Annotated in this window: 20 protein-coding genes; 5 read left to right on the top strand and 15 right to left on the bottom strand. The window is 57.3% G+C overall.

Translation table 11 applies throughout. The features are described 5' to 3' along the window. Positions 1 to 38: 38 nt before the first annotated feature. From J7382_RS09175 to gluQRS, 3 genes are read left to right on the top strand one after another with little or no spacing between them, the layout of a single operon-like run. Entirely contained in the window at positions 39 to 824 is a 786-nt protein-coding gene (locus J7382_RS09175; protein WP_209068728.1) for an enoyl-CoA hydratase, read from the top strand. A 51-nt stretch (positions 825 to 875) separates the two neighbouring features. Then, a complete protein-coding gene (trmFO, locus tag J7382_RS09170; RefSeq protein WP_209068727.1) occupies positions 876 to 2,231 on the top strand; it encodes a methylenetetrahydrofolate--tRNA-(uracil(54)-C(5))-methyltransferase (FADH(2)-oxidizing) TrmFO in 1,356 nt (451 codons plus the stop codon). A gap of 46 nt (positions 2,232 to 2,277) precedes the next feature. Further along, positions 2,278 to 3,120, top strand: coding sequence for a tRNA glutamyl-Q(34) synthetase GluQRS (gene gluQRS, locus J7382_RS09165; RefSeq protein ID WP_209068726.1), 843 nt, complete (start codon positions 2,278 to 2,280; stop codon positions 3,118 to 3,120). Here the strand turns inward: gluQRS and hisI are convergent. Then, entirely contained in the window at positions 3,117 to 3,479 is a 363-nt protein-coding gene (hisI, locus tag J7382_RS09160) for a phosphoribosyl-AMP cyclohydrolase (protein WP_209068725.1), read from the bottom strand. The genes gluQRS and hisI overlap by 4 nt on opposite strands. Positions 3,480 to 3,547: 68 nt before the next feature. Between hisI and J7382_RS09155 the strand changes: the two genes are divergently transcribed. Continuing rightward, positions 3,548 to 4,000: an iron-sulfur cluster assembly scaffold protein gene (locus tag J7382_RS09155; protein WP_209068724.1), complete on the top strand. Its 453-nt coding sequence runs from the start codon at positions 3,548 to 3,550 to the stop codon at positions 3,998 to 4,000. 286 nt (positions 4,001 to 4,286) lie between these two features. On the opposite strand, the gene J7382_RS20125 is transcribed toward J7382_RS09155, so the two are convergent. The 5 genes from J7382_RS20125 to J7382_RS09135 all read right to left on the bottom strand — a co-directional run bounded on the left by J7382_RS20125 (position 4,287) and on the right by J7382_RS09135 (position 10,043). After that, complete coding sequence (locus tag J7382_RS20125; protein ID WP_262975172.1) at positions 4,287 to 4,409, bottom strand: hypothetical protein; 123 nt, start codon at positions 4,407 to 4,409, stop codon at positions 4,287 to 4,289. A gap of 105 nt (positions 4,410 to 4,514) precedes the next feature. Beyond that, the gene (gene recG / locus J7382_RS09150) at positions 4,515 to 6,605 is read right to left on the bottom strand and encodes an ATP-dependent DNA helicase RecG (RefSeq protein ID WP_209068723.1); all 2,091 of its coding nucleotides are present in this window, start codon (positions 6,603 to 6,605) and stop codon (positions 4,515 to 4,517) included. Next, entirely contained in the window at positions 6,602 to 8,854 is a 2,253-nt protein-coding gene (gene ligA / locus J7382_RS09145) for an NAD-dependent DNA ligase LigA (RefSeq protein WP_209068779.1), read from the bottom strand. The genes recG and ligA overlap by 4 nt, the downstream gene beginning before the upstream one ends. Positions 8,855 to 8,953: 99 nt before the next feature. Then, positions 8,954 to 9,670 (bottom strand): response regulator transcription factor CtrA, encoded by a 717-nt coding sequence (locus J7382_RS09140; RefSeq protein WP_058240289.1) that lies wholly within the window; start codon positions 9,668 to 9,670, stop codon positions 8,954 to 8,956. A 94-nt stretch (positions 9,671 to 9,764) separates the two neighbouring features. Next, the gene (locus tag J7382_RS09135) at positions 9,765 to 10,043 is read right to left on the bottom strand and encodes a DUF1153 domain-containing protein (protein ID WP_058240288.1); all 279 of its coding nucleotides are present in this window, start codon (positions 10,041 to 10,043) and stop codon (positions 9,765 to 9,767) included. A gap of 124 nt (positions 10,044 to 10,167) precedes the next feature. Here J7382_RS09135 and mnmA point away from each other — a divergent pair, with 124 nt between their 5' ends. Further along, positions 10,168 to 11,313, top strand: a complete 1,146-nt coding sequence (mnmA, locus tag J7382_RS09130) for a tRNA 2-thiouridine(34) synthase MnmA (RefSeq protein ID WP_058240287.1) — start codon at positions 10,168 to 10,170, stop codon at positions 11,311 to 11,313. Here mnmA and J7382_RS09125 read toward each other — a convergent pair. The 9 genes from J7382_RS09125 to rseP all read right to left on the bottom strand — a co-directional run bounded on the left by J7382_RS09125 (position 11,310) and on the right by rseP (position 19,980). Then, positions 11,310 to 11,894, bottom strand: a complete 585-nt coding sequence (locus tag J7382_RS09125; RefSeq protein WP_209068722.1) for a hypothetical protein — start codon at positions 11,892 to 11,894, stop codon at positions 11,310 to 11,312. The genes mnmA and J7382_RS09125 overlap by 4 nt on opposite strands. After that, on the bottom strand, positions 11,891 to 13,048 hold the full coding sequence (lpxB, locus tag J7382_RS09120) for a lipid-A-disaccharide synthase (RefSeq protein ID WP_209068721.1): 1,158 nt from the start codon (positions 13,046 to 13,048) through the stop codon (positions 11,891 to 11,893). Before lpxB ends, J7382_RS09125 begins: the two co-directional genes overlap by 4 nt. Further along, positions 13,048 to 13,848, bottom strand: a complete 801-nt coding sequence (gene lpxI, locus J7382_RS09115) for a UDP-2,3-diacylglucosamine diphosphatase LpxI (protein ID WP_209068720.1) — start codon at positions 13,846 to 13,848, stop codon at positions 13,048 to 13,050. Before lpxI ends, lpxB begins: the two co-directional genes overlap by 1 nt. A gap of 20 nt (positions 13,849 to 13,868) precedes the next feature. Next, on the bottom strand, positions 13,869 to 14,666 hold the full coding sequence (gene lpxA, locus J7382_RS09110; RefSeq protein WP_209068719.1) for an acyl-ACP--UDP-N-acetylglucosamine O-acyltransferase: 798 nt from the start codon (positions 14,664 to 14,666) through the stop codon (positions 13,869 to 13,871). 5 nt (positions 14,667 to 14,671) lie between these two features. After that, the gene (gene fabZ, locus J7382_RS09105; protein ID WP_209068718.1) at positions 14,672 to 15,136 is read right to left on the bottom strand and encodes a 3-hydroxyacyl-ACP dehydratase FabZ; all 465 of its coding nucleotides are present in this window, start codon (positions 15,134 to 15,136) and stop codon (positions 14,672 to 14,674) included. A gap of 146 nt (positions 15,137 to 15,282) precedes the next feature. Beyond that, on the bottom strand, positions 15,283 to 15,864 hold the full coding sequence (locus J7382_RS09100) for an OmpH family outer membrane protein (RefSeq protein WP_209068717.1): 582 nt from the start codon (positions 15,862 to 15,864) through the stop codon (positions 15,283 to 15,285). A 6-nt stretch (positions 15,865 to 15,870) separates the two neighbouring features. Continuing rightward, positions 15,871 to 18,213: an outer membrane protein assembly factor BamA gene (gene bamA, locus J7382_RS09095; RefSeq protein ID WP_209068716.1), complete on the bottom strand. Its 2,343-nt coding sequence runs from the start codon at positions 18,211 to 18,213 to the stop codon at positions 15,871 to 15,873. A 192-nt stretch (positions 18,214 to 18,405) separates the two neighbouring features. Then, positions 18,406 to 18,537, bottom strand: a complete 132-nt coding sequence (locus J7382_RS20120; protein ID WP_280638108.1) for a hypothetical protein — start codon at positions 18,535 to 18,537, stop codon at positions 18,406 to 18,408. Between the two features lie 96 nt (positions 18,538 to 18,633). Beyond that, positions 18,634 to 19,980: an RIP metalloprotease RseP gene (gene rseP, locus J7382_RS09090; protein WP_209068715.1), complete on the bottom strand. Its 1,347-nt coding sequence runs from the start codon at positions 19,978 to 19,980 to the stop codon at positions 18,634 to 18,636. Positions 19,981 to 20,127 lie beyond the last annotated feature (147 nt).

The following is a 20,127-nucleotide window of genomic DNA, read 5'->3' as shown; positions in this document are numbered from 1 at the left end:
CTCCCGCTAACGTTGCGGCATTACTTAGGGAGGGCAAGATGACAATTTTGGAACGTCGCGACACAAATGCAGTGGCACATCTCACAATGAATGCGCCGGAGCGGCTCAATGCTCTGTCTGATGAAATGCTGGCTGCGCTTCAAACGGCCCTGGCGGAGATCGCGCAAGATAATACGGTGCGCGCCGTGGTGCTGTCTGGCACGGGCAAAGCCTTCTGCGCCGGTCATGACCTCAAACAGATGACCGCGGGGCGTCAGAACGAAGACGGGGGCAAAGCCTATTTCAAAGATCTGTTCACCCGCTGCGCCACGATGATGCAAAGCATTCAAAAACTGCCACAGCCCGTGATTGCCCAGGTACATGGCATTGCCACGGCGGCTGGCTGTCAACTGGTGGCCACCTGCGATATGGCCGTGGCCGCTGAGGGCACCCGCTTTGGCGTGAATGGTGTGAACATCGGCCTCTTCTGCTCCACGCCCATGGTGGCGCTCAGCCGCAACATTGGCCGCAAACATGCTATGGAAATGCTCACCACTGGCCAGTTCATCACCGCAGAGCGCGCCGAAGCACTGGGGCTGATCAACCGCGTGGTCCCCGAAGCAGATCTCGCCGCCACCACTACAGCACTTGCAGAAACCGTGGCCTCCAAACTGGGGCTGGCGGTCAAGATTGGCAAAGAAGCCTTTTATGAGCAGCTCCAGAAACCTCTGGCCGAGGCGTATGACTACACTGGCGACGTGATGGTCGAAAACATGCTTTGGCGCGAAACCGAAGCAGGCATTGCCGCCTTTCTTAACAAAGAAACCCCCACTTGGGACCAATAGAGCACGCTTCCCCCCTTCCCAAACCGCAGCCCCTCGCCTATGTCCGCCTGCATGACACAGACATTGCATATCATTGGCGGCGGTATGGCCGGCTCCGAGGCCGCATGGCAGGCCGCGAACATGGGCGTTCAGGTGGTGATCCACGAGATGCGCCCAAAGGTGGAAACCTTTGCCCATCGCACCGGGCATCTGGCGGAGATGGTCTGTTCCAACTCCTTCCGCTCTGACGATGATGAGCAAAACGCCGTGGGCCTGCTGCATTGGGAAATGCGCGCGGCGGACGGGCTGATCATGGCCAAAGCCGATGAACACCGTCTTCCCGCTGGGGGCGCACTTGCGGTGGACCGTGATCCATTTGCCGAATCTGTGACAGAGGCGCTGATGGCGCACCCCAATGTCACGGTTGAATACTGCGAGATCACCGAACTGCCCAGCGACGGCCACTGGATCATCGCCACAGGCCCGCTGACCTCCACCGCGCTTGGCGCGGCCATTCAGGCCGAAACCGGCGCGGACCGTCTGGCGTTCTTTGATGCCATTGCCCCGATTGTCTATGCCGAGAGCATCGACATGGATGTGGCCTGGCTACAGTCGCGCTATGACAAAGGCGAGACCGAAGAAGAGCGCAAAGCCTACCTCAACTGTCCAATGACGAAGGACCAATATGAGGCCTTCATCGACGCGCTGTTGGCGGCCGACAAAACAGAATTCCACGAAGGCGAGACTGCGGGCTATTTTGATGGCTGTCTGCCAATTGAGGTGATGGCCGAGCGCGGCCGCGAGACCCTGCGTTTTGGCCCCATGAAACCAGTGGGCCTGACCAATGTGCACAAGCCCGATGACAAACCCTATGCAGTGGTACAACTGCGCCGCGATAACGCATTGGGAACACTCTATAATATCGTCGGCTTCCAGACCAAGATGAAATACGGCGCGCAGACCGATGTGTTCAAAATGATCCCCGGCCTGGAGAACGCTTCGTTCGCACGTCTTGGCGGCATTCACCGCAACACCTTCATCAATTCGCCCACCCTTCTGGACGACCAGATGCGCCTGAAATCCCGCCCCAACATCCGTTTTGCTGGGCAGGTTACGGGTGTTGAAGGTTATGTGGAAAGCGCGGCCATGGGTCTGCTGGCGGGCCGCCTTGCCGCCGCTGAGATCTTGGGGACCGCACTGGAGACTGCCCCGCAAAACACCGCCATGGGCGCGCTTGTGCATCACATCACCGGCGGGGCCGAAGCCAAAACCTTCCAGCCCATGAACGTGAACTTCGGGCTGTTCCATCCGGTTGAGGGGCTCAAAGGCGGTCGTCGCGGGCGTAAAGACCGCTACAAAGCCTACACAGACCGAGCCAAATCCGACTGGCAGGCATGGCTGGATGCTCAGACCAAGGTGGACGCCTAACGCGCTTCACCTTAGGATGGCGCAAACTTAAAAGCGGTTCCTCAACGTGACATTCATCACGCGCTTTGCGCCCTCTCCAACTGGCCCTCTGCACCTCGGGCATGCCTATTCTGCCCTTCTGGCGCATGACATGGCACGTGACGCAGCTGGCCAGTTTCTCCTGAGGATTGATGATCTGGACCAGTCCCGCGCGCGCCCGGGATGGGAAGAGCAGATCTATGAGGATCTGCACTGGCTCGGGATCACCTGGAATGGCGCGGTGCGCAAACAATCCGCCCATTTTGACGCCTATCGCGCCACTCTGGATCAGCTGCGCAATATGGGGCTGACCTATGAGTGTACCTGCACAAGGCGCGACATCGAAGCTGCGGCAAATGCCCCGCAGGAAGGCGTGCCGCAATTTGGCCCTGACGGCCGCGTCTATCCGGGCACCTGCCGCCACGCCCACCATATGGCGCAAGACGCCACCTGCACGCGCCTCAATATGGAAAAAGCCTGTGCGATCGCCTTGCCTCTGACCTTCACAGAGAGCGGCCCGCTGCACGCTGGCGATCATACCCTCAACGCAGAGACCCTCATGACACATGTCGGAGATGTCGTTCTGTCGCGGCGCAATATGGCCGCATCCTATCATCTCTCGGTGGTGCTTGATGATGCTGCCACACAGGTCAGTCATGTCATTCGCGGCGCAGACCTCTTTGAGGCCACCGCCATCCATGTGCTGTTACAGGCCCTGCTCAAGCTGCCGACGCCGCACTACCATCACCATGATTTGATCCGCGATGCCGCAGGCAAACGTCTTGCGAAACGCGACGACGCCCGCGCGATTGCCAAATATCGCGCAGAGGGCGCCAGCCCTGCCGATATCCGCGCCATGGTCGGGCTTTAATCCGCCATCGGTGTCATAAGCTCGACATTTTCCCCATCGCGCACCGCCGTGTAAAAACAGGTGCGCCGGTTGGTGTGACAGGCCGCGCCGGTCTGCCTGATCAGAACCAAAATACAATCCTGATCACAGTCATAGCGGAAATCGACCAGTTCCTGCACATGCCCGGAGGTCTCCCCCTTGATCCAGAAAGACTGACGCGACCGGCTCCAATAGGTCACGCGCTTGGTTTCCAAGGTACGCTCCACCGCCTCGACATTCATCCAGGCCATCATCAGAACTTCGCCACTCTCGCTGTCCTGCGCAATGGCCGGGATAAGCCCCGCGTCATTATATTTCAGCGCTTTTGCATCAAAGCCCATACCATCGTCCCTCTTTGCATCCGGTATTTTCCTCTCTATCTACAAAAGCAGCAACAAAGGAAACCTCCATGTCCGGCGAAACCGACCTGATCAAGCTCTACTCTGGCCAGATCTTGCAGCTTGCAGCTGCAATCCCGCATACGGATCGTCTGCCCACCCCGGATGCCAGCGTCAAAAAACGCTCCCCCCTTTGCGGCAGCACCGTCACCGTGGACATTGCGCTCAAAGATGGTGTGATTGCGCAGTTTGGGCAGGATGTGAAAGCCTGCGCCCTGGGACAGGCAGCGGCCTCTGTGGTGGGAGCCAATGCCATTGGCCGCTCCAAAGAGGAGATTTGCGCAGCGCGCGACGCACTCAAAGCGATGCTGAAGGAAGACGGGCCAACGCCCCCTGCCCCCTTTGAAGGTCTGGAAGTTCTGCGCCCGGCGCGGGATTATAAAAACCGTCACGCCTCCATCCTGTTGGCGCTGGACGCACTGGCAGAAGCCTTTGAACAGATCAAACAGTCTGACTGCGCCTAACAGCCACCTCATTACAGGTCTTCCAAACGCGCCGCGCTCCGGCGCGTTTTTTGTGCCAACACCGAAGGCAAATAAAAAAACCGCCGCACTCCCAAAAGGGAGGCGGCGGCAAGATCACATGTAATTGCGTGGGACCCACGCCATTCAACAGCGGGGGAAGGCAGACCCCCTCAAGGACTATGAACAGGCAGTGTCAGTCAGGACGCATCAAATGGGGACAGATGCGCGAACGACGCGGCACAAACACATGTGATAGAGGCATTCCTCAAAGGCTTGTATAGGCGCCCTACACAAAGCCCGGCACATGCAGTGCCAAAATCAACATCACAAAAAGAGCGATCCCCCCAACAGCATCCTGCCAAAGCGTATCACCGGAATTGCGGACAACTTGTTTGATCTGCTGCATCATGGGGCGTCTCCCTAGCTCACCTTTGTTGCCACTTTGTTCTCACACACTCCGATTCGAGTAAAGAACTTTGTGAGAACATTTGAGAACAAAACGGAACTTATGGACTTAACCCACTGTAATCAAACGGATTGCCTGATCCTGTTCCATAAGCCAAAGCAGAACACGCGCCGCCTTGCCGCGTGCGCTTTCCAGTGTTGGATCATCATGCAAGAGTTTGCGCGCATCACTTTGCGCAATCGCCATCAGCCCCGCCTGCGTTTCCACATCCGCAATGCGAAACCGCGGCAGGCCAGATTGCGCCGTACCAATCAGATCCCCGGCCCCCCGCATCTGCAAATCGGTCTCTGCAATCACGAAACCATCTTCGCTTTCCCGCAACACCTTAAGCCGCTTCTCTCCGCTGTCATTCAGCGGTGCCTGATACATCAACAGGCATGTTGACGCTTCCGAGCCACGCCCCACACGCCCGCGCAATTGGTGCAACTGCGCCAGCCCAAACACTTCGGCCCGCTCAATCACCATGATCGTGGCATTGGGCACATTAACGCCAACCTCAATCACCGTGGTCGCCACAAGCACCTGCGTCTTTCCGGCCTGAAAATCCGCCATGGCCGCGTCTTTTTCTTCAGGTGGCATCTGACCATGCACAAGCCCCACCACGCCTTCGCCAAGCTCCGCGCGCAGCGCCTTAAAGCGCACATCCGCCGCCGTATAGTCGACCCGTTCGCTTTCCTCGACCAAAGGGCAGACCCAATAGGCCTGCTTGCCCTCTGCAACAGCCTTGCGCAGATGCGCCACCACCTCATCAATGCGCGCGGTGGAGACCAGCGCGGTTGTGATCGGCTGACGTCCGGGCGGCTTCTCATCCAGCACCGAGACATCCATATCCCCATATTGGGCAAGCGCGAGGCTGCGCGGAATCGGCGTGGCGGTCATCACCAGCACATCCGCGCCCTCCCCTTTCTTGCCCAGCTCCAGCCGTTGACGCACCCCAAAGCGGTGTTGTTCATCGATGATGGCCAGCCTCAAATCAGCAAACTGCACATCCTCCTGAAACACCGCGTGGGTGCCCACCAGAATATGAATATCCCCCCGCGCCAGCGCGGCCAGCTTGGACCGGCGCTCCTTACCCTTGTCGCGCCCTGTCAGGATTTCCAGCACCACACCGGCGCTCTCTGCCAAAGGCTGCAAGCCCTCCATATGCTGGCGTGCCAGAATTTCGGTCGGGGCCATCATCACCCCCTGCCCGCCCGCTTCCACCGCCACGAGCAACGCCATAAACGCCACCAGCGTCTTGCCCGCGCCCACATCGCCCTGCAGCAGACGATTCATGCGCGTGGAGAGCGCCATATCCGCCGCAATCGCCTCAATCGCCCGTTCCTGCGCCCCGGTGGGCGCATAGGGCAAAGATGCACGCACCTTGGCTTGCAGCCGTCCGGTCTGCTGCGAAATCACACCCTTGGCCTTCTGCAGCTGGCTGCGTGCCAATGCGAGAGTGATCTGATGCGCCAGAAACTCATCATAGGCCAAACGCTCCCGCGCGGCACTATTTGGAGAGACCTCCTCCATGCTTTGGGGCAGATGCACCGCGGCCATGGCCGCCGCCCAAGAGGGCCATTTGGCCTGATCTTTCTGGGAAGGATCGATCCATTCCTCAAGCTCCGGCGCACGGTCCAATGCAGAGCGCACCGCCTTTACCATGGTCTTCTGAGAGACCCCATGTGTCAGCGGATAGACCGGTTCAAACGCCGGGATCTCCTCTGCCTCATCCGGGCCCACCACGTATTCCGGATGCACCATCTGAGCGACACCATCAAACAGCTCAACCTTGCCTGAGACCACACGCCGCGCCCCTTCCGGCAGGATCTTTTTGAGATAGTCCCCCCGCGCATGAAAGAACACGATCTGAAACGAGGTCTGCGTGTCCTGCACCGTGATCCGATAGGCGCCGCCGCGATTGCGCGGCGGGCGATGTGCCCCCACCAGCACCTGAACCGTCACCACCCCGGGCAGCTCCGCCTCCTGCACCGATAGCTTTGGCGCGCGGTCGATTCCGGAATAGGGCAGCAAAAACAGCAAATCGCGCGGTTTCTCCACGTCGATTTGCTCAAGGTGCTGCGCCGTTTTTGGCCCAACACCCTCCAGTTTGGTCACATCCGCAAACAGCGGAAACAGAATTTCCGGCCGTCCGCTCATAGCCCCTCAATCAACGCCAGCCAGCCGTCTTCATCAAGCGTCTCAATGCCCAGCTCTGCGGCCTTGGTCGCCTTGCTGCCTGCACCGGGGCCTGCCACCAGAAGATCGGTTTTCTTGGAAACAGATCCAGACACTTTGGCCCCCAGCCCCTCGGCACGCACCTTAGCTTCATCACGCGTCATTTTCACGAGCTTCCCGGTAAACACCACCGTCTTACCCGCAACCGGGCTCGCCTGACTGGGCGCTTCTGGCGGAATGATCTCAAGCTCATTCATCAACCGCGCAATCGCCGCGCGCTCATCAGCGTTGGCAAAGGCATCCGTCAGCGACAGCGCCACCGCCGCGCCAATGCCATCAATCCCGGTCAGATCATTCCAAACGCTCTTGGCCACCACATCAACATCACATGTCGCCATGGCCGCCTCGCGGCTTTCCTTGATCTTGGCGCGACGCCCTGCTTGCTGCGCCGCAATGCGCTCACGCTCCTCTGCGGCATCTGCCGCACGATGAGCAAGCGCCGCAGGGCGGGCCTTATCCGCCGCCTCAACCAGCTTCTCCCAAGTGAGAAAATGCAACGCCAGATCCTTCGCCGCACTCTCTCCAATATGGCGAATACCAAGACTGAACAGCGCGCGTGCAAAGCCGATTTTGCGTTTGTCGTTGATCGCTGCAAACAGATTGGCGGCGCTCTGATCACCCCAGCCTTTCCGGTTTTTCAGCCGGTTGAGATTGGCACCATCGCGGCGCTCCAACGTGAAAATATCCGCAGGCTCCTTGATCGCAAGATCCGGATCCTCATAGAACATCTCAATCTGTTTTGCGCCCAGACCGTCGATATCAAAGGCCTTACGCGCCACAAAATGTTTCAACTTTTCAGTTGCTTGCGCAGCACAAATCATCCCGCCTGTACAATAGCGCACGGCGTCGCCTTCTTCGCGCACGGCGGCGGATCCACAGACCGGGCAAAGATCAGGAAATACATAAGGCTGCGCGCCATCTGGCCGTTTGGACAAATCCACATCCGCCACTTTGGGGATCACATCCCCCGCGCGGTAGACCTGCACCCAATCACCCGCGCGAATGTCTTTGCCATCGCGAATATCCGCGCCTTTGCTGTCGCGACCGGCAATGTAATCTTCATTGTGCAGCGTCGCATTGGAAACGACCACGCCGCCCACCGTCACCGGCGCAAGCCGTGCCACCGGGCTCAGCGCGCCAGTGCGCCCGACCTGAATGTCGATGGCTTCAAGACGGGTCCAGGCCAGCTCGGCCGGAAATTTATGCGCCACGGCCCAACGCGGCGTGGTGGAGCGAAACCCAAGCCGCCCCTGCAACGCCAGATCGTTGACCTTATAGACCACGCCATCAATGTCATACCCAAGTGTCGCGCGCCGCGCTTCAATCAGACGATACTGCGCAATCAGCTCCGCTGGAGAGGCGCAGACTTTGGTGAAATCATTGATCACAAAGCCAAAGCCCTGCAGCCGCGAAATCGCCTCCATCTGTGTCTGCGCCAAGGGCTCTGACAAAGCCCCCCAGGCATAGGCAAAGAATTTTAGCGGGCGTTCTCTGGTGATCTGCGCATCCAGTTGGCGCAAACTGCCCGCAGCCGCATTGCGCGGGTTGGCAAACACTGTCCGTGGTTTCTTGCCCGCCGCTTCCAGCTCCGCGTTTTCCGCAATGATCCGGGCGTTGAGCGCCTCAAAATCGGCGTGGCTCATATAGACTTCGCCCCGCACCTCAAGCACCGCAGGGGCATTCTCTATACGCTGGGGGATATCCGCAATGGTGCGCGCATTGGCTGTCACGTCTTCGCCCGTGGCCCCATCCCCGCGTGTGGCCGCATAGACCATTTCTCCATTTTCATAACGAATAGAGAGACTTAAACCATCAATCTTAGGTTCCGCAGTATAGGAAACCGTGCCTTTACCCACGCCAAGGTATTTGCAGATGCGCTCATCAAAATCGGCAACATCCTGATCCTCAAACGCGTTGCCAAGGCTCAACATCGCCACTTCATGGGTGATCTTGCCAAAGCCCTCCGCCGGGGCCGCGCCCACTTGTTCGCTGGGGCTATCTGCGCGTTTCAGCTCAGGAAACCGGCTTTCGATCTCGCTATTACGTCGTTTCAGTTGGTCATAATCTGCATCTGAAAGCTTTGGCGCATCGGCCCCATGATAGTCGCGATTCGCCTCGCTCAGCACAGCAGAAAGGCGCGCCAATTCCTCGCGCGCCTGTTGCAAAGTCATTTCTGTGACGGCGATCTCGTCTGTCACGGTCGTCTCCCTATCTTACCCTCCCAAGTGATAGGGGTGACAGAAGGTGACGTCCAGAGCCGCCGCGCGGTTTCAGGCGCGCATCGCCACGGGATCATCCGTTGCCGTAGTCGGCTCCGGATCGCGCAGCACATAGCCACGGCCCCAAACGGTCTCGATGTAGTTTTCACCCGCTGTGGCTTCGCTCAGCTTTTTGCGCAGCTTGCAGATAAACACGTCAATGATCTTCAGCTCTGGCTCATCCATGCCACCATAGAGATGGTTCAGGAACATCTCTTTGGTCAGGGTCGTCCCCTTGCGCAGGCTCAAAAGCTCCAGCATCTGATATTCTTTGCCGGTGAGATGCACAGGCTTGCCTTCCACCTCAACGGTTTTGGCATCCAGATTGACCGAAATACGGCCGGTTTTGATCACAGATTGCGAGTGGCCTTTGGAGCGGCGGATGATCGCATGGATCCGCGCCACCAGCTCTTCGCGGTGGAACGGTTTGGTCAGATAGTCATCCGCACCATAGCCAAAGCCTTTCAGCTTGCTTTCGGTGTCATCTGCCCCAGACAAGATAAGGATCGGCGTATCAATCCGAGATGTGCGCAACTGGCGCAGCACTTCATGGCCCGTCATGTCAGGCAGGCCCAGATCCAAGAGGATCAAATCGTAATCATAAAGCTTTGCAAGGTCGATGCCTTCTTCGCCAAGATCCGTAGCGTACACATTGAGATTGGCATGTGTCAGCATCATTTCGATGCTTTTTGATGTTGTTGGATCGTCTTCGACCAGCAGCACTCTCATGTCGACTTCCTTACTTCTGGGAGGTTTCAGGTATTAACCTTAACGAATAAAGGTTAACGCGCCGTTACCAATTTAGGAAGGTTAATAAGAAAAATCAGGTTTGCCGGAATTTCTGAACAGCCGTCGCCTTCAATGCCTCCTGACCGTGGGTCGAAACAGCAGTCACCCATTCGTTGAATTCATCTTCGCTAAGGCTATAGGTTTCAAGGGCTTCGCGCTGAGTGATCAACCCATAGGCTACACCACGCACAACCGCAGCCTTACGTGAGGCCACCCAGCGTTTGGTATTGGCAGGCGGCAGATCGGCGCGGGTCATCACCTGTCCATCAGACAGCGTAACACACCTTGGCCCTTCGACTTTTTTCAAAAACATGCAGTTCGTCCTCATGAATGAAAAAATTTTCGTCTATGGGACTTAACGAGGCCCTAAAGCGGCCCTTGAGAGTGTCTAAGATTTTCCTATATTCTCGACGACTTCTGATCCGGAGAGACTCACCATGGCGCTTGACAGCGACACGCCCCTCAATTCGCTTGGTTTTGCCAAGCCCCCATCCGAAACCCGCGTGGTTGTGGCCATGTCAGGCGGCGTGGACAGCTCCGTTGTCGCGGCCAAACTTGCGGATGAAGGCTATGATGTGGTTGGCGTGACGCTCCAGCTGTATGATCATGGTGCTGCGCTGGCCAAAAAAGGGGCCTGCTGTGCGGGCATCGACATTCATGACGCCCGCAGGGTTGCGGAGGAAAAAGGCTTTCCACACTACGTCCTTGATTATGAAAATATTTTTCAGGATGCCGTGATTGATGAATTTGCCGACAGCTATCTGGGCGGGGCCACGCCCGTGCCCTGTATCCGTTGCAATGAGCGCGTGAAATTCAAGGATCTTCTGGAGACAGCCAAAGATCTGGATGCTGATTGCATGGCCACCGGCCACTACATTCAGCGCAAGGTTGGCGACAAGGGGGCCGAGTTGCATTCCGCCGCCGATGCGCGCCGGGATCAGAGCTACTTTCTGTTCTCCACAACTCCGGAACAGCTCGATTATCTGCGATTCCCTCTGGGCCATCTGCCCAACAAAGAGGCCACCCGCGCACTGGCCGCAGAGTATGGATTGGCCGTGGCAGACAAGCCCGACAGTCAGGATATCTGCTTTGTCCCCAACGGTGACTACGCCAGCGTGATCGAAAAACTGCGCCCCGGCGCGGCAGATCCGGGTGAAATCGTTGACCATGAAGGCATCGTGCGGGGCACCCACAATGGGGTGATTCACTACACCATCGGCCAACGACGGGGTCTTGGCATTGGAGGTCTGTCCCAACCGCTCTATGTGGTCAAACTCGACGTGGACAAGAAACAGGTCATCGTCGGCCCCAAAGAAATGCTCGCCACGCGCAAAATCCCGGTGCGCGAAATCAACTGGCTTGGGGATGAGCCATTTGACAGCCGGGAAGAATGGCATGTGGCCGTGAAAGTGCGCTCCACACGCCCGCCACGTGACGCCATCATTCGCCCCCTTGGCCCAGACACGGCCGAAGTAGAGTTGCTGACCCCGGAAGAAGGCGTGTCACCAGGTCAGGCATGTGTGTTCTATGACACCGACAGCTCCCGCATCTTTGGAGGCGGCTGGATCTGGCGCGGCTATTAAAGCGCGTCGGTGGTGGTGTTCAACACAATATAGAACCCCACCGCGATCATTACGTATGGGGCGAACCATTCAAGCCGCCCCATACGACGCACGCGCTCCGGTGCGAGCCGGGCAAGCATGGCCCCCACCCCAGAAATCAGCAACGCGGACATCGCCGCCCCTGCAAGGACAGGCGCGGTAAATATCTGACGCGAATCGGCCAGCAGCGGGGTGAATACGGCAAATGTGTCAAACGACACACTTAAAAACAGCATGACAACCGCAACCAGTTGTCGCCGCATAGGCTCCGATGGCGTGAGATCTTCCTGTAAGGCCGCCTTCTGGCGCCTCACCAGCGCCAGACCACCAACCGCCATGGGAATCAAACCGAGATATCCGACATAAGCCGCAAGCCCGATCTCCAGCCCTTCAGACAGCAGAAAGGCCGCCGCCAAAACGACGCCTTGCGCGATCAGATACCCAAAAACCGCCCGGATGCGGCCAATGGTCAGGGTCACACCAACCAGAATTGCCAGATTATCCAGATTGGTCGCCACATGAGCCAGCGCTGCAGAGACCGCCAGCCCGATCCAGTCGATCATGCTTTCAACCCATCCAGCACAGCCCGCGCGGCCCGCAGCCCCGGTGCCTCATGACCGCGCCCAAGCCGCTGCATGGTCAGCGCCATCGCCGCACGCTGCGCCTCTGGGCTTTGCAACACGCGCAACAGCGCAGGGGCAATATCCTCTGCCTTGAACGCAGGCCCCAGATACTCTTCCACGGTGCGCGTCTCTGACACCAGATTGACCAGCGTCACCGTATCAATCAACGCCATGCGGCTCATGATCTGCCAGCTTAACCAGCTCATGTCATAGGCCACCACCATCGGCGTGTCACAAGCCGCGAGTTCCAGCGACACGGTGCCCGACGCCGCAAGCGCCACATCTGCCGCAGCAAAGGCCGCCCGCTTGCGCGCCATCCCTGCATCCACATCCAGATCACGCGGATCCAGAACAATGGGCGCATGCGCCCACGTGGCAACCGTTTCCTTCACCAAATCGGCCACGGGGGCGGCAGCTGGCAAAACAACCTGTAAATCAGGCACATCCTGCTTCAATCGTGCGACCACATCGCCAAACGCTGGCGTCAGCCGTGACACCTCGCCCCGGCGCGATCCCGGCAAAGCCACCAGCAAAGGCGCATCTCCAATGCCAAAGTCTGCGCGAAACGCCTGCACTTCCGCGCTTGTGGCCACAGGCTCAGTCACTACGGGGTGGCCCACAAAATCACAGCGCAGGCCAACCGCCTCCATATAAGGCGGTTCAAAAGGCAAAAGCGCCAAAACCTGATCCACAGACTTTGCCATCTTCTCTGCCCGCTTGGGACGCCAGGCCCACACTGACGGGGCAACGTAATGCACCGCGCGAATGTCGGCCTTAGCCCGCACCTCCCGCGCCACCCGCAAACAGAAATCAGGACTGTCAATCGTGATCAGCACATCCGGTTGCCAGGCCAGCACAGCCTCCACCGTTTCATGCATGCGTCGCAGCAGATGCCGGTATTTTGGCAGCACCTCGGCAATGCCCATGACGCTCAATTCGTCCATGGGGAACAGGCTTTCAAGCCCCTGTTGCGCCATCAGCGGGCCACCAACGCCCGCAAATTCCACATCAGGGAGAAGCTGACGCAGTCCCTCCATCAGCGCGCCGCCAAGCCGGTCGCCCGACATCTCGCCTGCGACCAGAAACACCTTCATCAGATCACCCGCCCCAGCAGGAACAGCCCCGTTTCTTGCAACGCTGCCAAGGTTTTATCGCGTTCAAGGATCATCACCCGATTGGCAGACAGCACAATGCCCGCCACCCCGGCTTTGGCCGCCGCATAAACCGTGTTTGGCCCAATCGCAGGCATGTCCACGCGCAGATCCTGCCCACGTTTCGGAGCCTTCAGAAACACACCTTTGTCGCGGCGCAACGCCTCTGGTGTCTCAGAGACAAACCGCAGCAAGGCATCCGTGCCTTGTAATGTCTCAATCCCAAGACACAGCCCCGCCGCGACAACGGCCCCCTGCCCCAGATCCAGAGGCGAAAGCGCCAAAAGAATATCGGCGGCCTTGCTGGCATCCGTAAGCGCCTGTGCGCTCGGTTCTGGCCCCGCAATCAGCCCTTCTTGGGCACAGAGCCCTTCCAAAAGCTCATGCGCACCGACAACGGCAATGCCCTGCTCTTCAAAAATCGCAATGACCAACCGCAGCAACGCATCATCGCCATCCTGCAGCGCAGGCAGCAAGCGTGGCGCAATCGCCATCATCCCCGCATCAAAATTGGCAGGGTTCAGTGCCGGGCGTCCAAGCCCGCCCGCCATCACAAGGCGCGTCACGCCCTGTGATTTCAACGCCTCAAACAGCCCACCCAGCTTCTCGATACTATGAATCTCAACGGGCCCGACAACATCATGGTCAACGCCCTCAAGCCCGATCCGCAAAGCATCAGGATGCGCCGCACAGAGCGCCACAGGCAACTGACCGCCGCCACATAGGATTGCAAGTCTGCTCATATCAGCCGTTTCGCTCCGTCTCAGCGTGGTGTCAGGAAAGACCGATCCGTGTGACCGGAGATGAAAGCGACCATTTCCTGCACATATGTGCTGTCACTTTCCTCACCAAGGCGTTTGGCACGTTCCTGAAAAGCGCCCTCCCCCTGCGCCAGCATTTGAAACGCCGCCCGCAGCTCAGAGATATCCGCCCGAGGCACTCCACGGCGTTTGAGCCCCACAAGGTTAAGTCCATCAAGCTCCCCACGCGGCCCCTGCACCAGACCATAGGGAATGACGTCATTTGTCACCATGCTAACGGCCCCAATGATCGCACCGCGACCAATACGCACCCATTGGTGGATACCGCACAGCCCGCCGATGATCACATCATCCTCAATCACGCAATGCCCAGCCACCGCAGCCGAATTCACAACGATCACCCGATCACCAATCTGTGCATCATGGGCAATGTGGCAGCCAGCCATGAACAGCCCGTCGTTGCCCACCCGTGTGACACCACCGCCGCCTTCTGTGCCCGTGTTCATGGTGACATGCTCACGAATGCGGTTGCGCTCACCGATCACCAGCTGGCTGTCTTCGCCGCCAAACTTCAGGTCCTGTGGCACTTCGCCAATCACGGAAAAACTGAACACCTCGGTCTCTGCGCCGATTTCCGTGTGACCGCTCACCACCACATGGCTCTTAAGCTGGACACCACGGTGCAGCACAACATTGGGGCCCACAACACAAAACGGTCCGATGATGCAATCATCGGCAATCTGTGCGCCTTCTTCGACCACAGCAGAAGCATGCACCTGCGCGTTTGGAGAAATTGCCATACGCCTTACTCCTTAGGCAGATCCATCATGGCCGTGAAGTCCACTTCACAGGCAACATCGCCCTCAACGGTGGCGACACCGGAGAACTTCCAGACCTTGCCTCCTGGTTTACCGCGCGTGGTTGTGACCTTCATTTCCAGCACATCACCAGGCACCACCATGCGGCGGAATTTGCACTTGTCGATGCCCATGAAATACACCAGCAGCTCTTTGTCTGCCATATCAAGGGCAACCCCCACCATCACGGCCGAAGTTTGCGCCATAGCTTCGACGATCGTCACGCCGGGCATAATTGGTTTCTTGGGAAAGTGCCCCTGAAAATGGGGTTCGTTCATCGTGACGTTTTTGATGCCAGTTGCGGAGGCATAGCCGTCAATATCAACAACTTTATCAACCAACAGGAACGGATACCGATGCGGAATGATACGTTGAATCAGATCAATATCAGCACTTTTCAGATCTTCGGACATGATGCGCTCCTGCTGCCTTTGTCTTGTTTGCAATAGCCCTAACAATACACGCGGCTGGGGGCAAGCATGGCCCACCTATCCGCGGGGACAGAAACCAAGGTCGCGGTTCCAAGAACTGATCTCAAAAGAAATGAGAAACCGCTCTCTTACTGATCTGCCTGCTCCTCAGCCGGCGCCACAGCGCCATCGCCCAACACAAGGTTGAGACGCTCAATGGCGAAAGGGGTAATGTCTACGGCCGGATCAAACATCAACACAGCACGACGCTCCATCACAATGCTGGCGCCTGCCTCCTGCATCAATGCGGTCAAAATCGGGCTTGCGGCACGTACAAATGCGTCTTCTTCGCGCTTGCGCTTCTGTTCGATGTTGACGGATTTTGCATCCTGCTGATTGCGGATTTGCACAACCCGCGCATCAAAGGCTTCAGCAATCGCGCGAAAAGCTTTCGCATCCATCGTCGCACGCTGTTCAGTCAGAACGCGTTCTTCTTCAGTCAGCTTAGCCTGAATCTGTCGGTTTTCTGCAAGTAAGACCGATTCTTCTGCCGCCAATTCCTGTGCCACACGTTTCCCAAAAGAGGACTGCGCAAACAGCTGTTCACTGTCGACAACCAAAATTTCAGACTGCGGCAGCCCCGAAGCGGCCTCACTTGTCCCCTGAGCATGCGTGAGCGGCGCTGAAAACAGCGCCGCTGATAGAAGACAAGCTGCCAGAACCGCGCGCATCTTTACTTAAAATTGCGCGCTGATGGTGAAGTCAAAAGTCTGTTCACGATCAAACTCTTCTTTCTGCAACGCTCGGGTAAAGTTGAACCGCAAGGGCCCAATCGGCGTGTCCCAGAAGATCGACGCCCCAATCACATGGCGTAATGAGAATTCATCGTAGAGCACATTTGCAGATGTTTGATCCAGCCCCCAGAGCGAGCCCACATCGTAAAACAAACCGCCTGTAATGCCCAACTCCTCTGGTAGCCCCAGCGGGAATTCGGCCTCAAAGCGAGCCACCGCAAAGTAATTGCCGCCCAACGCGTCATCCTGGACACCAGATTGAACTTCCCGCGGGCCAACACCATAAGGCTCAAAGCCTCGGATATTCCGGCTTGTTACGATAAAACGGTCATCAATGCGGCTGTCATTGTTCGGAGAATACAAGGCACCGCCTTCCAGTGTCGCCCGCAAAGTGATTTCTTCATGCCAGACGCGTGCTTCAGCAACCGCACGGGCATTTGTTTTCACGAAGGTATAGTCCCCGCCCAATCCGCCAAAGTCTTGGCCAAACTCGAACAAATAACCGCGTGTCGGGTCAAGCCCGGAGCGTCGCGTATCATAGCGATAGGTATACCCCACGGAGCTTTTGAGAATTCTGCCACGGGCAGCTTCCGCATCAATGATAGATCCAGCAACCGCGCTTTCGTCACTAACTTCGATTTCAGAGCGTGCCAGGGTGTAACGCAGGCGAAGGCTGGAATGCTCGCCCAACTGGAAGCCAATGGACGGTTCAAAGTTCGCAACAGAGTTTGTGAAACGCGCTTCGCTCGGATCAAAATCCTGATACTCAATCCGGAAACCGGCAGAAAGGTTCCGCCCTAAGAAGGCAGGCTCATTGAAGGAGAAGCTGTAGTCTTTGATATCTGCTGACGTCGAAAACGACAGCCCCAGAGACTGGCCCCGCCCCAAGAAATTGGACTCCCGGAACTGAACGGCAATACCAAGGCCATCATTGGTCGAGAATGTACCGCCAAGGGCCAGAGAGCCTGTTGGCTGCTCTTCGACATCCACGTCAACGATCACCTGACTTGGTGTGCTGCCCTCACGTGCATTGACCTCGGCGCTCGCAAAAAAGCCAAGCGCACGAATGCGTTCCGCACTTTCGCGAATTTCACGCGGGTTGAACGGATCGCCTTCCACAATGCGGAACTGATGGCGGATCACCTTGTCCTGCGTGGTAGTGTTGCCTTCCACATCGATGCGCTCCACGAAAACCTTCGGGCCTTTGGTGATCGCAAAATCCACATCCAGTGTCAGATCCCGATCATTGCGGGTGATCCGAGGATCAACACGCAGGAAGTCCTGACCTTGTTTCAACGCCAGACGTTCCATCCGAGAAATCGAGTTCTCAATCAGTGTTGGCGAGTAAACCACCCCTGACTCCAGCTTCAGCGGCTCAAGAAACAGGGCTGCATCGACACCATCTACATCGCTGGAAGCTGTAATTTCCCCGAATTTAAATTGCTGACCCTCTTCGATATTGAACGTCACGAAGTAACCATCACGCTCGCGGGCCAGTTCCGCATTCACACTCAGAGTGCGGAAATCCACGTACCCGCGGGACAGATAGAAATCGCGGAGCACTTGTTTATCAAACTCGATGCGATCATTCACAAAGGTGTCCTGCTGGAAGAAGGTGCGCAACAAGCCTGCTTGCTTCGTATTCAACACGCGCCGCAAGCGACTATCGCTGAAGTTCTGGTTACCAACAAAACCGATGCGTTCGATTTCAACAATATCGCCTTCGAAGACCTCAAAAATCAGGTCAGCACGGTTGTCACTGCGCCGAATAACGCGCGGCGTCACGCGTGCTGCCAGACGCCCTGACTCTGCATAAGCCTGCGTAATCCGAGCAGCATCACGCTCTGCTGTCGCCGGGTTAAGAACACGACGGGACTGGGATTCCAGCAGTTGTGTCAGGTTCTCATCTTTTAGGCGACGGTTGCCTTCAAAGCTGATGCGGTTGATCGTCGGGTACTCAACCACTTTGATCACCAGCGTATTGCCACGTGGCTGAACTTCGACTTCCTCAAACAGCCCGCTGTCCAGAACCCGCTGATAAGCCGCATTCACCTGCCCTGCCGTGACAGGTGTGCCACGCGCAATGCCCGCGTAGTTCACAATGGCCGTAGAATCGATACGCTGGTTGCCATCCACTTGAATGCTGTTGAAATTATAGGTCTGAGCCAGGCCTGGCAGAGCCATGAACACGCCAAAAATTACAACAAAAAAACCAGTCAGGAGGCGCAGTTTACGCACCTCGCTTCCGTCTTTGGTGATCACCAAAGCGCTAGATTGTTTGGTCATTCCCAAACTCCGCAGTACATCCCTGTTGGAACGTGACTAACGGGAATGCTTCACATTGTCAAAAGAGCTTTACGTGAGAAACGCAAGACTTCGCCAACTGGAAGGATGCGCAAAGTATTGCGGCGCTTTGCGAAGGCCGCCACAGGATATGGTGGGAGATAGGTGCGTCCTCTCCAGAGACCTCGCGCGACCTTACACCAGCCAACTGCTAATATAGGCGCCCAGCATGAGCCCAATCACAATCGCGGATGGGAAAAACAAACGCTCCCAATTGAGGTCAATCAAAAGCCCCAAAGCGCGATATCCATCTTCGATCGTATGCATGGCAAAAGCCTCATCTCTTTACGTATTAGCAAAGAGTTTACCGACCGAATTGGGCGAAATTTGGGCGCGCTGTCACAAAGCGCGCCCGCCTATCTCTTAGGGGCAGAAAAGATCGTTGGTCAGACCAAAGAGCATCATGCCCAAAACAACCACCAAACCAATGGTCATCAGAACTTGCAACACGCGATCAGAGGGCGCACGACCGGTCACAGCCTCATAGCTGTAAAACATCAGATGCCCCCCATCCAGCATGGGGATCGGGAACAGGTTCAAAAGACCAATCGCTGTGGACAGCACCGCAATGAACCAGATGAAATTTTCGGTTCCCTGACTCGCCATCGCGGCGGAGGTCTGCGCAATGCCAACAGGGCCAGACAAGTTACAACTGCTGATGCCCCCGGTGACAATGTGATAAAGACCACTCAGCGATCCTTCCATAATCCGCAGGGTCTGGCGTGCACCGGCATGTACCGCCTCACCAAAACCCAGCGTCTCGGTGGCGGGCTCAAAGGCAATACCGCCCAGAATGCCAATCCGCCAATTGGTGACAAAACCACCTTCATTGTTGGGCTCATCTACACGACGCGGTGTCAGATCAAACTGCTGTGTTTCTCCATCGCGATAGACCGTCAAGGCAACCGTTTTGCCCTCGCCGCCTTCAACCACATCTTTGAGCTGAGAAAAGGCGACAATCGGCTGCCCGTCTATGGCTGTGAACACATCCCCCGCCTCAAGGCCCGCATTATAGGCCGCAGACCGCGGTGCTAGGGATTTGACAAGCGCAGGATAAAGATACGGCCCTGTCACATCAATCACATCGCCACCGCGCTGCACCGTGTAGGTCAACGGGTCTGCCTTGGGGAGATCAGTGCTAAACGCATCAAAGGCCTCTGGATCGTCAAACGACGGCAAAGCCGTGCCCTCAATCGCCTGCACCACATCCCCTTCGCGCAACTCATAGGGCGCATTGGGCATGTCCCAAACCTCTCCCACAATCAGCTTTTCGCCAACCTGACCGTTGGTCATCATAACCGCTGAGAAGATGAGGATAGACAGGATAAAGTTGAAAACGGGGCCCGCCGCCACCGTTGCGGAGCGCGCCCAGAGAGGGGCGCCATGCATGGTGTGGCGCAATTCGCTTTCATCCATCGCAGCCATCGCCGCGCCGTCCTTGCCAGAGGCCGCGTTGGCATCCCCTTTGAATTTGACAAACCCGCCCATTGGGATGGCCGCGATCTGCCAACGTGTGCCGCGTTTGTCGACGCGCGACCACAGCACCGGTCCAAAGCCAATGCTAAATACATCCGCCCCAATGCCGCACCAGCGACCAACGATGTAGTGGCCATACTCGTGAATGGCCACGATGATCGACAGGGCCACCACAAACCAAAGCACCGTGAAGGCCCCATTTCCGAAACTCGGAATCAGCGTCGAAATATCCAAACTCTACGTCCTCTTTCTGGGGCGCTATGCCACTTTCTCGCTCTCAACAGCCGCCACACTCAGCCATTTCTCTGGCCGACATGGTCGGTTTTGCATCCCGTATCAAGGCGCATTTCGGCGAACTTAAGGCGATGTGATGAGAAAATA

The sequence above is a fragment of the Shimia sp. R11_0 genome (genome assembly GCF_017744035.1).
Classification (GTDB): Bacteria; Pseudomonadota; Alphaproteobacteria; order Rhodobacterales; family Rhodobacteraceae; genus Shimia; species Shimia marina.
The sequence above is the reverse complement of the archived record's forward strand: the minus strand, read 5'-3'. Positions and strand labels throughout refer to the sequence as shown.

Excerpts from the sequence above, each read along its gene's own strand:
- J7382_RS20120 (WP_280638108.1), bottom strand. The coding sequence starts at position 18,537 with ATGCATACGATCGAAGATGGATATCGCGCTTTGGGGCTTTTGATTGAC.
- mnmA (WP_058240287.1), top strand. The coding sequence starts at position 10,168 with ATGGCGCTTGACAGCGACACGCCCCTCAATTCGCTTGGTTTTGCCAAG.
- J7382_RS09155 (WP_209068724.1), top strand. The coding sequence starts at position 3,548 with ATGTCCGGCGAAACCGACCTGATCAAGCTCTACTCTGGCCAGATCTTG.
- lpxA (WP_209068719.1), bottom strand. The coding sequence starts at position 14,666 with ATGGCAATTTCTCCAAACGCGCAGGTGCATGCTTCTGCTGTGGTCGAA.
- J7382_RS09100 (WP_209068717.1), bottom strand. The coding sequence starts at position 15,864 with ATGCGCGCGGTTCTGGCAGCTTGTCTTCTATCAGCGGCGCTGTTTTCA.
- recG (WP_209068723.1), bottom strand. The coding sequence starts at position 6,605 with ATGAGCGGACGGCCGGAAATTCTGTTTCCGCTGTTTGCGGATGTGACC.
- J7382_RS09140 (WP_058240289.1), bottom strand. The coding sequence starts at position 9,670 with ATGAGAGTGCTGCTGGTCGAAGACGATCCAACAACATCAAAAAGCATC.
- hisI (WP_209068725.1), bottom strand. The coding sequence starts at position 3,479 with ATGGGCTTTGATGCAAAAGCGCTGAAATATAATGACGCGGGGCTTATC.
- J7382_RS09175 (WP_209068728.1), top strand. The coding sequence starts at position 39 with ATGACAATTTTGGAACGTCGCGACACAAATGCAGTGGCACATCTCACA.
- J7382_RS20125 (WP_262975172.1), bottom strand. The coding sequence starts at position 4,409 with ATGATGCAGCAGATCAAACAAGTTGTCCGCAATTCCGGTGATACGCTT.
- ligA (WP_209068779.1), bottom strand. The coding sequence starts at position 8,854 with ATGACTTTGCAACAGGCGCGCGAGGAATTGGCGCGCCTTTCTGCTGTG.
- bamA (WP_209068716.1), bottom strand. The coding sequence starts at position 18,213 with ATGACCAAACAATCTAGCGCTTTGGTGATCACCAAAGACGGAAGCGAG.
- lpxB (WP_209068721.1), bottom strand. The coding sequence starts at position 13,048 with ATGAAGGTGTTTCTGGTCGCAGGCGAGATGTCGGGCGACCGGCTTGGC.
- fabZ (WP_209068718.1), bottom strand. The coding sequence starts at position 15,136 with ATGTCCGAAGATCTGAAAAGTGCTGATATTGATCTGATTCAACGTATC.
- J7382_RS09135 (WP_058240288.1), bottom strand. The coding sequence starts at position 10,043 with ATGTTTTTGAAAAAAGTCGAAGGGCCAAGGTGTGTTACGCTGTCTGAT.
- trmFO (WP_209068727.1), top strand. The coding sequence starts at position 876 with ATGACACAGACATTGCATATCATTGGCGGCGGTATGGCCGGCTCCGAG.
- lpxI (WP_209068720.1), bottom strand. The coding sequence starts at position 13,848 with ATGAGCAGACTTGCAATCCTATGTGGCGGCGGTCAGTTGCCTGTGGCG.
- J7382_RS09125 (WP_209068722.1), bottom strand. The coding sequence starts at position 11,894 with ATGATCGACTGGATCGGGCTGGCGGTCTCTGCAGCGCTGGCTCATGTG.